The following is a 13135-nucleotide window of genomic DNA, read 5'->3' on the forward strand; positions in this document are numbered from 1 at the left end:
CCGGCGACGGGCCCGCGCGCCCGGCGGCCACGGCCGGCGACGTCCGCCACCGCATCCTGCTGGACCGCCTCGGGGACGAGCTGGACCGGGACCCCTGGCTGCGGCTGCCGGGCGTCACCGCGCTGCTGGCGCACGACCGCGAGCAGGGCACGGACTACGCGGCGACCCTCACGGCGTGGCTGGCCGCGGTCGGCGACGTGGCCTCGGCCGCGGCCCGCCTCACGGTGCACCCGAACACCCTGCGCCACCGCCTGCGCCGCATCCGCGAGCTGTTCCCGCTGGACCTGGACGACCCGGACGTACGGCTGGCGGCGTGGCTGGAGCTGAGAGCCTCTGTCTAGACACAGGCTCCGGGAGCCGCTCCGAGAACCGCTCCGAGCGGTCAGCTGTCGAAGTCGACCGTCAGGGTGTCGGAGGCCGGGAAGGTCTGGCAGGTGAGGACGTAACCGGCCTCGACCTCGGAGGTCTCCAGGGCGAAGTTGCGGCGCATGTCGGCCTCGCCATCGCGGATCAGCGCGCGGCAGGTGCCGCAGACGCCGCCCTTGCAGGCGAACGGGACGTCCGGGCGGACCTGTTGGGCGCCGTCCAGTATGGCGCGGTCGCGGGAGAGCGGCTGGGTCGTCGTCCGGCCGTCGAGGGTGATCGTGACCTCGCTGACCGGGCCGTCGGCCGCGGCCTCTTCGTGCCGCGCCTCGCGCACCGGCTCGTCGTCGGCGTAGAACAGCTCCTGGTGTACGCGGTCCTCGGGCACGCCGAGGCCGGCCAGTACCTGCTGGGCGTCGCGGACCATGCCGTGCGGGCCGCACAGCCACCAGTGGTCGGCGTCCGCGACGTCCACCAGCGAGCCGATGAGCGCGGACAGGCGGTCGGCGTCCAGGCGCCCGGAGAGCAGTTCGGCCTCGCGCGGCTCCCGGGAGAGGACGTGGCCGAGCTGGAAGCGGGTGGGGTAACGATCCTTCAGGTCGGCGAGCTCGTCCGCGAACATCACCGTGGCCGTGCGGCGGTTGCCGTAGAACAGCGTGACGCGCGAGCTGTCGTCCGCCGCCAGCACGGAAGCGGCGATGGAGAGCATCGGCGTGATCCCGGAGCCGGCCGCGATCAGGACGTGGTGGCCGGGGACGGTGAGGTCGGGGGTGAAGAAGCCGGTGGGCGCCATTACCTCGACGGTGTCCCCCGGGCGCACCTCCTCCACCAGCCAGGACGAGAAGAGGCCGCCGGGCACGACGCGGACGCCGATGCGCGGGGTGTCGCCCACGGGCGCGCAGATGCTGTACGAGCGGCGCTCGTCGCGGCCGTCGATCTCCCGGCGGAGGGTGAGCGACTGGCCGGGCGCGAACGCGAACTCCTCGGCCAGCTCCTCCGGTACCTCGAAGCCGACGGCGGCGGAGTCGTCGGTCAGCGGCTCGACCGCGGCGACGCGGAGGGAGTGGAACGCCGGACGCCGGCGGGCCGGGGCCGCCGCCGGGGCGGGCGAGGCGGGCGCGGTGGGGGCGGTCATCAGATCTCCTTGACGTGCTCGTACGGTTCCCGGCAGCTGCGGCAGCGGCGCAGCGCCCGGCAGGAGGTGGCGCCGAAGCGGGAGAGCTCCTCGGTGTCGGCGGAGCCGCAGCGCGGGCAGGGCACGGTCCGGCGGGTCGGCGACAGGTCCAGCAGGACCGGGCCTTCGGTGCGGCGCGGGGCCGGGCCGGGCGGCGCGATGCCGTGCTCGGCGAGCTTGCGGCGGCCCTCCTCGGAGATCCAGTCCGTCGTCCACGGCGGGTCCAGCACCGTTTCGATACGGACATCCGTGTACCCGGCAGCGCGCAGCCGCGCCGCGAGCGTGGCCCGCATCTCGGCCATGGCCGGGCAGCCCGAGTACGTCGGGGTCATGGTGGCGGTGACCGAGCCGTCCGGCGCCACCTCGACGCCGCGCAGAACGCCCAGCTCGGCGAGGGTGACCATGGGCAGCTCGGGGTCGACGACCTCGGAGGCGATCCGCCGGGCGCGGGCCGCGGCGGTCTCCGGCGCAGCACCGTTGTCGTGGAGAGAGTGCAGGGTCGCGGTCATCGTCACCACGCGGCTTCCGGGTGGGCGCGGGCGAGGCCCTGCAGCTCGGCGAGGAGCGGCGCCAGGTGCTCCGTGCGGTCGCCGGCCCGGCCCGCGCCCGGCACGGCCGTGACCTGCGCGGGAGTCGTCAGCCCGGCCGCCTCGGCCACCTGGGCGAGCACCGCGCGGGTGGCTTCGGCGACCTCCTCGGCGGGCGCGCCGAAACCCTCGGCGGTCCGGTCCGCGTACAGCTCGTCCAGCCAGGGGGCGAGCTCCGTCCAGGCGGCCTGCATCCGGCGGTGCGACTCCGCCGTGCCGTCGCCGAGCCGGACGACCCACTCCGCCGCGTACTGCCGGTGGTACGTCAGCTCCTTGACGCCCTTCGCCGCCACCGCCGCCAGCACCGGGTCGGCGCAGCCGGCCAGCCGCTCGAACAGGGCCAGCCGCCACGCGGACTGTGCCAGCAGCCGCCCGACGCAGCACGCGAAGTCGCCGCGGGGCAGCTCCGCCAGACGTACGTTGCGGAAGTCCGCCGCGTCACGGAAGTAGGCGTACGCGTCCTCGCCGCGGCCCGTGCCGTCGGCCTGCCCGGCGCGGGCGTACAGCAGCCGGGCCTGGCCGAGCAGGTCGAGGCCGATGTTGGCGAGCGCCATCTCCTCCTCCAGCTCGGGGGCGCGGGTGCACCACTCGGCCAGCCGCTGCGCGCCGATCAGCGCATCGTCCCCGAGGGCCACGCACACCGCGGCCAGCGCGGCGGCGTCCACGCCCTCGGGCAGCGCCGTCGGCACGCCGTGCAGCGGGTCGGCGAAGCCCGTGCCGAAGGCCCAGCGGGCGTCACCGTCCGCACCCCCGGCCTCGGCCAGGGACATGTACACGTGATCGTCGAGATCGTCGTGGACGCCTTCACTCATTTCTGCTGCTCCTGGTCAGGCCGTGGGTGCCGTGGGCTAGATGTGCGGGACATCCGCCGGGATGTCGTAGAAGGTCGGGTGGCGGTAGACCTTGTCGCCGCTGGGCTCGAAGAACGGGTCCTTCTCGTCGGGCGCGGAGGCGGCGATGTTGTCGCTGCGCACGGCCCAGAGGGAGACGCCTTCGTTGCGCCGGGTGTAGAGGTCGCGGGCGTGCGTGAGCGCCATCCGGTCGTCGGCGGCGCGCAGCGACCCGACGTGCACGTGGTTCAGGCCGCGCTTGCTGCGTACGAAGATCTCGTACAGCGGCCACTGGCCCTTGGGGTGGTGCTGTGCCGCCTCCGGGTGGCCCTGGGTCTCGCTCATGCCGCGTGCTCCTTCTCGTCCTCACGGGCCCGCTCGGCCTGCTTGGCGGCGTGTGCCGCCGCCGCTTCGCGCACCCAGGCGCCTTCCTCGTGGGCCGTGCGGCGCCGGGTCATCCGCTCGGCGTTGCAGGGCCCGTCGCCCTTGATGACCCGCATCAGCTCGGTGAAGTCGGGGGTGCCGAAGTCGTGCTGGCCGCGCTCCTCGTTCCACTTCAGCTCGGGGTCGGGGAGGGTGACGCCGAGCTTCTCGGCCTGCGGGACGGTCATGTCGACGAACTTCTGCCGCAGCTCGTCATTGGAGTGGCGCTTGATGCGCCAGGCCATCGACTGCGCGGAGTTCGGCGAGTCGTCGTCCGGCGGGCCGAACATCATCAGGGACGGCCACCACCAGCGGTCCACCGCGTCCTGCACCATGTCGCGCTGCGCCTGCGTGCCCGCCATCATCGTCCGCAGCAGCTCATAGCCCTGCCGCTGGTGGAACGACTCCTCCTTGCAGACCCGCACCATGGCCCGCGCGTACGGGCCGTACGAACTGCGGCACAGCGGCACCTGGTTGCAGATCGCGGCGCCGTCCACGAACCAGCCGATCACGCCCACGTCGGCGAAGGTCGGGGTGGGGTAGTTGAAGATCGAGGAGTACTTCTGGCGGCCCTCGATCAGCCGGTCGGTCAGGTCGTCGCGGTCCGCGCCCAGGGTCTCGGCCGCGGAGTACAGGTACAGGCCGTGGCCGGCCTCGTCCTGGACCTTCGCGAAGAGGATCGCCTTGCGGCGCAGCGAGGGGGCGCGGGTGATCCACGCGCCCTCCGGCTGCATGCCGATGATCTCGGAGTGGGCGTGCTGGGCGATCTGCCGGATCAGCGTCCTGCGGTACCCCTCCGGCATCCAGTCCCGCGGCTCGACGCGCTGGTCACGGGCGATCGTGCGGTCGAAGTACGCCTGGAGCCCGGGCTCCGGGGGCGGCGCCGCCGCGGTGTCGCCCGGTGACGAGGATGCAGAGCTTGGCATGTCCATCCTTCCCAACCGACCGTTCGTTCGGTTACTCAGTCTCGTGTATTGCGGCGTGTATGGCAAGAGGCGGCCGTGAATCGGTTACGAGGGGCGGGTGCGCGCCTTCGGGGACGGGGCCGGCTTCCTGGGGGCGAGCCCCGCCCCGGCGGTGGGGGCCTCGGCCGTAGCCCCTCGCGCGGCGACCGTCACCGTCGCTCAGCGGCTCACTCCCATGTGTAGAAGCCCTGTCCCGTCTTCCGGCCCAGCTCGCCGCGGGCGACCTTCTCGCGGAGCAGCGCGGGCGGCGCGAACCGCTCGCCCAGCGTGGCCTGCAAGTACTCCGCTATCGCGAGGCGGACGTCCAGGCCGACCAGATCGGTCAGCTTCAGCGGGCCCATGGGGTGCTTGTATCCGAGGCTCATCGCGGCGTCGATCGCGGCGGGCTCCGCCACGCCCTCCTCGACCATCCGCACCGCCTCCAGGCCGAGCGCCAGGCCCAGCCGGCTGCTGGCGAAGCCGGGGGAGTCCTTGACCACGACGTCGGTCTTGCCGAGCGCGTGCGTCCAGGCCAGCGCCGACTGCAGGGTGGCGTCGGCGGTCTCCGGGGCGACGACCAGCTCGATCAGCGCCGAGGCGGGCACGGGGTTGAAGAAGTGCATGCCGAGGAAGCGGGCCGGGCGCCGGAGCGCGGCGCCGAGCTCGGTGACCGACAGGGAGCTGGTGTTCGTCGCCAGTACGGTGTCGTCGGAGACCGCCTGCTCGGCCGCGGCCAGCAGCTTCGCCTTGAGCGCGGCGTTCTCCGGTACCGCCTCGACGACCAGCTCGACGCCGGCGGGCAGCTCCTCGGGGGAGGCGACCGTGGCGACCCGGGCCAGCACCGCGTCCGCCGGCTCGGCGAGCTTGCCGCGCTCGGCGGCGCGCGCGAGCCCGGTGGCCACCCGGTCCAGCGCGGCGGCCGCGGCCTCGGCCCCGCTCTCGACGACCGTGACCCGCGACCCGATGGCCGCGAACGACTGCGCGATACCGGCGCCCATCCGGCCGCCCCCGATGACGGCCACGGCCGCCGGCGCGGCGGCACTCGGCACGGCGGCGCTCGCCGCCGCCCCCTCCACTCCCGAACTCACGACCGCTTTCCCTTCTTCTCCTGGCCCCTCTTCTCGAGGCCCCTCTTCTCCAGGCCCCTCTTCTCCAAAAAGTGCGTCATCCGGTCCCGCTTGTCCTGTCCTTCGAAGAGCACCGCCTGCGCGAGATCGTCGGCGACCGGATGCGCGCCGGGCGCGTCCATGACGAGCTTGGTCAGCCGCAGCGCGGTCGCCGAGGAGCGCGCCATGCGGTCCAGTACGGCATGTGCCCTGTCCAGCAGCTCGTCGGCCGGGACGACCTCCATGACCAGGCCCGCGGCGAGCGCCGCCGGCGCGTCCAGATTCCGCCCGGCGAGCAGCACCTGCTTGGCGACCGACTCGCCGACCAGCTCCGGCAGCCGCCAGGACGCGCCGGCCGCGGCGAGGATGCCCAGCCCCGGCTCCGGATTCCCGAACACCGCGTCCGGCCCGGCGATCCGGAGGTCGCAGGCGTAACTCAGCTCGGCGCCGCCGCCCAGCGCCCAGCCGTCCACCGCGGCCAGCGTCGGCATCGGCAGCCGCCGCACCCGCTCGAACAGCCGGCTGTTGATGCCGCGCAGCGCGTCGTCCCCGCCGCGGCGCAGCAATTCGGAGATGTCCGCGCCGCCCGCGAACACGCCGCCGTGCCCGGTGAGCAGCAGCAGCCTCGGGTCGCGCTCCAGCAGATCGCAGACGGCGTGCAGCTCGGAGATCATCCGGCCGCTGATGGCGTTGCGCGCCTCGGGGCGGTACAGCGTCACCACGACCCGGTCGTCCCGCTCCTCCACGCGCAGCGTCTCGTACGACGCGTCCACCACCGCGCCGCTCGCGCCGCCCGCGTCGGCCGCCGTGCGGTCCGGGGCCGTCGTCGTGCCGGGTCTCCCGGCCGCTGCCTCGTCGCTCATATCCGCTTCGCTCATATCCGCTCCACCAGCATCGCGACGCCCTGGCCGACGCCGACGCACAGCGTGGCCAGGCCCTTGCGGGCGTCCTCGCGCTCCAGGCGGCCCAGCAGCGTCAGCAGGATGCGGGCGCCGGAGCAGCCGAGGGGGTGGCCGAGGGCGATGGCGCCGCCGTCGGCGTTGACCTTGCCCTCGTCCAGGCCGAGCCGCCGGGTGACGGCCAGGGACTGGGCGGCGAAGGCTTCGTTCAGCTCGATCGCGTCCAGCTCCGAGATCTTCCAGTCCGCGCGGGCCAGCGCCTTCTCCGTGGCCGGCACCGGGCCCAGGCCCATCAGGTTCGGCTGGAGGCCCGCTGAGGCGGAGGTGACGATGCGGGCCCGGGGCGTCAGGCCGTACCGCCGCACCGCCTCGGCGCTCGCCACCAGCAGCGCGGCCGCGCCGTCGGAGAGCGGCGAGGAGGAACCGGCGGTCACGACGCCGTCCTTGCGGAAGATCGTGCGCAGCGTGCCGAGCTTGTCGAGGGTCGTGCCGGGGCGCGGGCCCTCGTCGCGGGTCACCTCGGTCTCCTCGCCGCGCTTGGCCTTGACCGGGACCGGAACGATCTCCCGGTCGAAGTGGCCGGCCTCCTGCGCGGCGACCGCCCGCTGGTGGCTGCGGAGCGCGAACGCGTCGGACTCGGCCCGCGTGATGCCGTCGAGCGCCGCGACCTCCTCGGCGGTCTCGCCCATGGAGAGCGTCAGCTTGGCGGTCTCCGGACCGGACCCGGCCACCTCCCGGTCGGCGGCCGTGAACGCCGGGTTGGTGAACCGCCAGCCCAGCGACGTGTCGTGCACCTCGCCCGGCTTGGCCCAGGGCGTGCCGGGCTTGGCCATCACCCAGGGCGCGCGGGTCATCGACTCCACGCCGCCCGCCACGACCAGGTCCGCCTCGCCCGCCCTGATGGCCTGCGCGGCCGAGGCGACGGCGGTCAGGCCGGACGCGCACAGGCGGTTGACGGTGTACCCGGGGACGGTGTGCGGGAGGCCGGCCAGCAGCACGGCCATCCGCGCCACGTCGCGGTTGTCCTCGCCGGCCTGGTTGGCCGCGCCGAGTATGACCTCGTCGACAGCCTCGGCCGGGGCGCCGGCGCGGCGTACCGCCTCGCCGACCACCAGGGCGGCCAGATCGTCGGGGCGCACGGAGGCCAGCGCGCCGCCGTACCGGCCCTGCGGCGTACGGGCGCCGTCGACCAGATAGACCTCGTCGGACACGTCAGCTCTCCTCGGTGGCGGTGGCGGTGGCGGTGGCGGTGGCGGTAGAGGTGGTGGTTTCCGGGGCGATGTGGCGGCGGGACTGGAGCACGTCGAACCGGCCGGTGATGAAAGCCGAGTCGGTGAGCGTGGCCGAGGCCGCCGGGTTCGCCGCGCTGCCGTGGAAGTCGCTGAACGCGGCGGTCTGATTGGGGAAGACCGCACCGGTGAGGTTCTCGGAGAGGTGGACCCCGGCCTCCAGGGCGGCGGCCCGGGCGGCCTCCAGTACGTCCTCGCCGGTGGCGTGCACGGTGGCGGTGAGCGCGCCGTGCGCCCGGACCGTTTCGGTGAAGAGCCGCAGGCTGTGCTCGGTGGAGTCGGTGGCGATCACGAACGAGACCGGGCCGAACCACTCGCGGGTGTACGTCCCCGCGTCGGCGGCCGCGTCCAGCAGCGCGACGTGCGGCGTGCTCAGCGTGGCGCCGTCGTACTCGGGGTGGTCAACGGTCTGCGAGGGATGTATGGCCTGCCCCAGGCCGGCCGCCTCCGAGAGCCGCGCCCGCACGCCGTCGTTGACGAGCGCGCCGAGCGTGCCGGCCGCCCGCTGCGGGTCGCCGAGCAGCTTGTCCAGCGCGCCCGCCAGGTCCTCGGCGAACTCGGCGGCGGTGCGGGCGCCCTGGTCCGTACGGATGCCGTCCCGCGGCACGAGGAGATTCTGCGGGGTGGTGCACATCTGGCCGCTGTACAGGGAGAGGGCGAAGGCGAGGTTGCGCAGCAGGCCCTTGTAGTCGTCGGTGGAGTCCAGCACGACCGTGTTCAGACCGGCCTTCTCCGTGTACACGACGGCCTGGCGGGCGTGCTCCTCCAGCCAGTTGCCGAATTCCTTGGAGCCGGTGAAGTCCACGACCCGGACGTCCGGGTGGAGCGCCAGCTCGGCGGCGGTGCGCTGGTCGGCGGTCTCGGCGGCGAGGAGCACCACGTCCGGGTCGAAGCCGGCCTCGGCCAGCACCTCGCGGGCGATCCGGACGGTGATCGCCAGCGGGAGTACGGCGCCCGCGTGCGGCTTGACGATCACGGGATTGCCCGTGACCAGGCCGGCGAAGAGGCCCGGATAGCCGTTCCACGTCGGGAAGGTGTTGCACGCGATGAGCAGGTTCACCCCGCGGCCCACGGGGGTGAAGGTCTTCTCCATGACCAGCGGCTCGCCCTTGCGCTGCGGCTTCGCCCAGCGCGTGACCGCCGGGAGCTTCTTCTGCTCGGCCCAGGCATACGCCACCGCCTCCAGGCCGCGGTCCTGCGCGTGCGGCCCGCCCGCCTGGAACGCCATCACGAACGGTTGGCCCGTCGTGTGGTGCACGGCGTGCGCGATCTCGAAACTCGCGGCGTTCAGCCGGGACAGGATCTCGGCGGCCACTCCCGCGCGGACGTCGGGCGTGGCCGCGCGCCAGGCCGGCGCCGCCGCCTTCGCCGCGGCCACCGCCTCCTCCGGCGTGACCCGCGGATAGTCGATGTCCAGCGCCGGGCCGTACGGAGAGCGCTCGCCGACGGCGACCGTGCCGCTCTGCGGATGGCCGGGGAGCTTGAAGGCGGCGCCGAGGTGGGCGCGGAAGGCGGCCTCGCCGCCGGGCGCCGCCTCCGGGCCGTACACCTTCGGGCTCGGCGACTCCGGGTGCGGCGACCAGTGGTCCCGGTCACCGGCCGCGGCGACGGCCCGCTCCAGCAGGTACTTGTGGCGGGCGAAGAAGTCGGCTCGGTCAGTGGCGCGACCGGAGGATCGGTCGTCGGCTCGGTCAGTGACGCTCTCGGACAAGGCAGTCCACCTCTTGACAGGCACTTCAGATGCTGATTGTTTAACCGCGTCGTAACGCTAACCGAATGTTCGGTCGGGCAGCAAGGGTGGTTGATGGCCTGTGGAAAACTCCGGACCTGCACAGCGGATCTTCGCCGCGGACCAGGCATCACAGCGGCTCGGCATCGAGCTGCTGGAGGCCGACGAGGGGTCGGCCCTGTTGCGTATGACCGTGTGCGAAACCATGGTCAACGGGCACGGCATCGCCCACGGCGGCTACCTCTTCCTGCTCGCCGACACGGCCTTCGCCTGCGCCTGCAACAGCCATGGCCCGGTGACCGTGGCCGCCGGTGCCGACGTGACCTTCGTGGCCCCGGCCAGGCAGGGCGACGTCCTCCTGGCACGGGCCGAGGAGCGCACGCGGTACGGGCGGAGCGGCATATACGACGTGAGCGTCCGGCGGGGCGAGGAAGTCATCGCGGAGTTCCGGGGGCGGAGCCGCGTGATCCGAGGTGTGGAGGAATGAGCAGCATGGGCAGCAATCCGACGGCCGCGGCGGCCGAGCGCCGGAAGACCGGCACCCCGCTCCCCGACGAGCTCCTGGACGCGGGCGAGCGGCTCAGCCGCGACGAACTGCGGGCGCAGCAGCTCAAGAACCTCCGAGCCACGCTGCGGCACGCGTACGACAACGTCGAGCTGTACCGCACGAAGTTCGACGCGGCCGGCGTCCGGCCCGAGGACTGCCGCAGCCTGGCGGACCTGGCGCGCTTTCCCTTCACCACCAAGGCCGACCTGCGCGACACGTACCCCTTCGGGATGTTCGCCGTGCCCATGGCGGACGTCCGGCGCCTGCACGCCTCCAGCGGGACGACGGGCCGCCCCACCGTCGTCGGGTACACCGAGGCCGACCTGGACATGTGGGCGGACGTGTTCGCCCGCTCGATCCGCGCGGCCGGCGGCCGCCCGGGCCACAAGGTGCACAACTCCTACGGGTACGGCCTGTTCACCGGCGGGCTCGGCGCGCACTACGGTGCCGAGCGCGCGGGCTGCACGGTCATCCCCGCCTCCGGCGGCATGACCGCCCGTCAGGTCCAGCTCATCCAGGACTTCCGGCCCGAGATCATCCTCGTCACGCCCTCGTACATGCTCACGCTCCTCGACGAGTTCGAGCGGCAGGGCGTCGATCCCCGTACGACCTCCCTGCAGATCGGCATCTTCGGTGCCGAGCCGTGGACCGAGGAGATGCGCCGCGAGATCGAGGAGCGGATGGACATCCACGCGGTCGACATCTACGGCCTGTCCGAGGTCATCGGCCCGGGCGTGGCACAGGAGTGCGTGGAGACCAAGGACGGGCTGCACGTCTGGGAGGACCACTTCTTCCCCGAGATCGTCGATCCGGTCACCGGAGAGGCGCTGCCCGACGGCGAGGAGGGCGAGCTGACGTTCACCTCGCTGACCAAGGAGGCGCTGCCGGTCATCCGGTACCGCACCCGCGACCTCACCCGGCTGCTGCCCGGCACGGCCCGCCCGAACTTCCGCCGCATCCAGAAGGTCACCGGGCGCTGCGACGACATGATCATCCTGCGCGGGGTGAACCTCTTCCCGTCCCAGATCGAGGAGATCGTGCTGCGCACCCCCGCGGTCGCCCCGCACTTCCAGCTGGAGCTCTCCCGGCGCGGCCGGATGGACCACCTGACCGTACGGGTCGAGGCGCGCGCCGACGCCGGTACGGATGCCCGCGCGGCGGCCGCGGCCTCGATCGCCAAGGGCATCAAGGACGGCGTCGGGGTGACCGTGGGCGTCGACATCGTCGACCCGGAGACGCTGGAGCGCTCGGTCGGCAAGCTCAAGCGCATCGTGGACCTGCGCGAACGGGACTGACGCCCCGCACGCCCCAGTACGGGGCGCCCGCCCGCCACCCGTAGCGGGCGCACCCCGTGCCACAGTGAGGGCATGATCAGACCACCCGACCGGAACCCGGGGGCACGGCAGGGCCGGACCACCTACGACCGCGACTCCCTCGTGGAGGTCGCGGTCGCGGTGTTCAACGAGCGCGGCTACGACGGCACCGGCATGGAGGAGCTGGCCCGCAGGCTGGGCATCAGCAAGTCCTCCATCTACCACCACGTGTCCGGCAAGGAAGAGCTGCTCGACCTGGCCGTCGGGCGGGCCCTGGACGCGCTCTTCGCGGTACTCGACGAGCCGTGCGGCGCGCACGCGGACGCCACGGCCCGTCTGGAGCACACCGTGCGGCGCAGCGTGGAGACGCTGGCCGCCGAGCTGCCGTACGTGACGCTGCTGCTGCGCGTGCACGGCAACAGTGCGGCGGAGAATCGGGCCCTGGAGCGGCGGCGTGAGTTCGATCACCGGGTCGCGGAGCTGGTGCGGCAGGCGGCGGCCGAGGGCGGGGTACGCGGTGACATCGACCCGGCGCTGATCAGCCGGCTGCTGTTCGGTACGGTCAATTCCCTGATCGAGTGGTACCGCCCGGACGGCGGGCTGTCCGTACCGACGATGGCCGGTGCGCTGGCCACGATGGTCTTCGACGGCCTACGGGCGCAGCGGGACTGACCACCCCAGGGCGCGGGGCCGACCATCCGGTGCCGGGTCCGCGACACGCCCGGGCGGCGGCCCGTTCCCGATCAGGCGGAATGTGTATGTCTAGGACGGCGCAACCTGGGCAGGGGTGCCGGACGGCCGCGTGGCGCGGGATGCGGAGCACGGTATGTGGGACACCCTGGTGGAATACGTCCCTCCGCGTCTCCCGTTGACGCGGCTGAACACCGACGACCGGACCGGAAGCAGGGAAAGCACATGAGCACGGTAGAGCTCACCAAGGACAACTTCGACGAGATCGTCTCCGGGAACGATTTCGTCCTCATCGACTTCTGGGCCGAGTGGTGCGGTCCGTGCAAGCAGTTCTCGCCGGTCTTCGAGAAGTCCTCCGAGAAGCACGAGGACCTGATTTTCGCCAAGGTCGACACCGAGGCGCAGCCGGAGCTGGCCGCGGCCTTCCAGATCCAGTCGATCCCCACGGTGATGATCGTCCGGGACAACATCGCGGTCTTCTCGCAGCCCGGCGCGCTCCCCGAGGAGGCCCTGGAGGACGTCATCGGCCAGGCCCGCAACCTCGACATGGACGACGTCCGCGCGTCCGTCGAGGAGGCCCAGAAGGAGCAGCAGGGCGGCGGTGAGTGAGCTCCTGCTGATCCGGCACGGTGAGACGGAGTGGAGCCGTTCGGGTCAGCACACCAGCTGGACCGACCTCCCCCTCACCGAGCGCGGCGTCGAGCAGGCCCGGGAGCTGCGCCCGCTGCTCGCCGGCCGGACCGTGGCGCTGACGCTGGTCAGCCCGATGGTCCGGGCCCGCAGGACCGCCGAGCTGGCCGGGCTCACCGACACCGAGGTCGATGCCGACCTGGTGGAGTGGGACTACGGCGGCTACGAAGGCGTGCGCACGGCGGACATCCACCGCACCCGCCCCGACTGGTTCCTGTTCACCGACGGCGTCACCCCGGGCCCCGAGGGGCATCCGGGCGAGACGCCCGAGCAGGTGGGTGCGCGCGCCGACCGCGTACTGGCCCGGCTCGCGCCGCGGCGGGCGGCGGCCGACGGGGACGTCGCGCTGGTCGGGCACGCGCACTTCCTGCGCGTGCTGGCGGCCCGGCAGCTGGGGCTGCCCGCGTCCGCAGGCGCGCTGTTCACCTTCGAGACGGGGGCGATCGGCGTGCTCGGCACGGAACACGACCGCCCCGCGGTGGTGGCCTGGAACACCCGGACGCCCTAGGGAGTGTCCGCGGACGCTCCCCAGAGGCCGACGGCGGCCTCTC

15 protein-coding genes are annotated in these 13135 nt (G+C 73.2%); 6 read left to right on the forward strand and 9 right to left on the reverse strand.

Translation table 11 applies throughout. The features are described from left to right. Positions 1–341 (forward strand): helix-turn-helix domain-containing protein (locus tag ABT381_RS12225; protein WP_351591741.1); only part of this gene is annotated, 341 nt, incomplete at its 5' end. Positions 342–382: 41 nt separating this feature from the next. On the opposite strand, the gene paaE is transcribed toward ABT381_RS12225, so the two are convergent. From paaE to paaN, 9 genes are all read right to left on the reverse strand, one after another. Next, positions 383–1498 (reverse strand): 1,2-phenylacetyl-CoA epoxidase subunit PaaE, encoded by a 1116-nt coding sequence (gene paaE / locus ABT381_RS12230; protein ID WP_351591744.1) that lies wholly within the window; start codon positions 1496–1498, stop codon positions 383–385. Continuing rightward, positions 1498–2046, reverse strand: a complete 549-nt coding sequence (gene paaD, locus ABT381_RS12235; RefSeq protein ID WP_351591747.1) for a 1,2-phenylacetyl-CoA epoxidase subunit PaaD — start codon at positions 2044–2046, stop codon at positions 1498–1500. Before paaD ends, paaE begins: the two co-directional genes overlap by 1 nt. A gap of 2 nt (positions 2047–2048) precedes the next feature. Continuing rightward, the gene (gene paaC / locus ABT381_RS12240) at positions 2049–2936 is read right to left on the reverse strand and encodes a 1,2-phenylacetyl-CoA epoxidase subunit PaaC (RefSeq protein WP_351591752.1); all 888 of its coding nucleotides are present in this window, start codon (positions 2934–2936) and stop codon (positions 2049–2051) included. Positions 2937–2972: 36 nt separating this feature from the next. Next, entirely contained in the window at positions 2973–3299 is a 327-nt protein-coding gene (gene paaB, locus ABT381_RS12245) for a 1,2-phenylacetyl-CoA epoxidase subunit PaaB (RefSeq protein WP_351591755.1), read from the reverse strand. Then, entirely contained in the window at positions 3296–4303 is a 1008-nt protein-coding gene (paaA, locus tag ABT381_RS12250) for a 1,2-phenylacetyl-CoA epoxidase subunit PaaA (protein WP_351591757.1), read from the reverse strand. The genes paaB and paaA overlap by 4 nt, the downstream gene beginning before the upstream one ends. Positions 4304–4509: 206 nt before the next feature. After that, a complete protein-coding gene (locus ABT381_RS12255; RefSeq protein ID WP_351591759.1) occupies positions 4510–5409 on the reverse strand; it encodes a 3-hydroxyacyl-CoA dehydrogenase family protein in 900 nt (299 codons plus the stop codon). Beyond that, positions 5406–6305 (reverse strand): enoyl-CoA hydratase/isomerase family protein, encoded by a 900-nt coding sequence (locus ABT381_RS12260; protein ID WP_351591761.1) that lies wholly within the window; start codon positions 6303–6305, stop codon positions 5406–5408. The genes ABT381_RS12255 and ABT381_RS12260 overlap by 4 nt, the downstream gene beginning before the upstream one ends. Next, positions 6302–7537 carry a thiolase family protein gene (locus ABT381_RS12265; protein WP_351591763.1) on the reverse strand — a complete coding sequence of 412 codons (1236 nt, stop codon included), beginning with the start codon at positions 7535–7537 and terminating at the stop codon, positions 6302–6304. Before ABT381_RS12265 ends, ABT381_RS12260 begins: the two co-directional genes overlap by 4 nt. Position 7538: 1 nt before the next feature. After that, positions 7539–9326 (reverse strand): phenylacetic acid degradation protein PaaN, encoded by a 1788-nt coding sequence (gene paaN, locus ABT381_RS12270; protein ID WP_351591765.1) that lies wholly within the window; start codon positions 9324–9326, stop codon positions 7539–7541. Positions 9327–9426: 100 nt separating this feature from the next. Between paaN and paaI the strand changes: the two genes are divergently transcribed. From paaI to ABT381_RS12295, 5 genes are all read left to right on the forward strand, one after another. Further along, positions 9427–9831 (forward strand): hydroxyphenylacetyl-CoA thioesterase PaaI, encoded by a 405-nt coding sequence (gene paaI, locus ABT381_RS12275; protein ID WP_351591767.1) that lies wholly within the window; start codon positions 9427–9429, stop codon positions 9829–9831. Positions 9832–9836: 5 nt separating this feature from the next. Continuing rightward, positions 9837–11186 carry a phenylacetate--CoA ligase PaaK gene (paaK, locus tag ABT381_RS12280; RefSeq protein ID WP_351591873.1) on the forward strand — a complete coding sequence of 450 codons (1350 nt, stop codon included), beginning with the start codon at positions 9837–9839 and terminating at the stop codon, positions 11184–11186. A 72-nt stretch (positions 11187–11258) separates the two neighbouring features. Then, complete coding sequence (locus tag ABT381_RS12285) at positions 11259–11876, forward strand: TetR/AcrR family transcriptional regulator (protein WP_351591769.1); 618 nt, start codon at positions 11259–11261, stop codon at positions 11874–11876. Positions 11877–12119: 243 nt separating this feature from the next. Then, complete coding sequence (gene trxA, locus ABT381_RS12290) at positions 12120–12503, forward strand: thioredoxin (protein WP_467754662.1); 384 nt, start codon at positions 12120–12122, stop codon at positions 12501–12503. Further along, positions 12496–13092: a histidine phosphatase family protein gene (locus ABT381_RS12295; RefSeq protein WP_351591774.1), complete on the forward strand. Its 597-nt coding sequence runs from the start codon at positions 12496–12498 to the stop codon at positions 13090–13092. Before trxA ends, ABT381_RS12295 begins: the two co-directional genes overlap by 8 nt. Positions 13093–13135 lie beyond the last annotated feature (43 nt).

Origin of the sequence: Streptomyces sp. NPDC000151, assembly GCF_040301705.1 — a bacterium.
Lineage (GTDB): Bacteria > Actinomycetota > Actinomycetes > Streptomycetales > Streptomycetaceae > Streptomyces.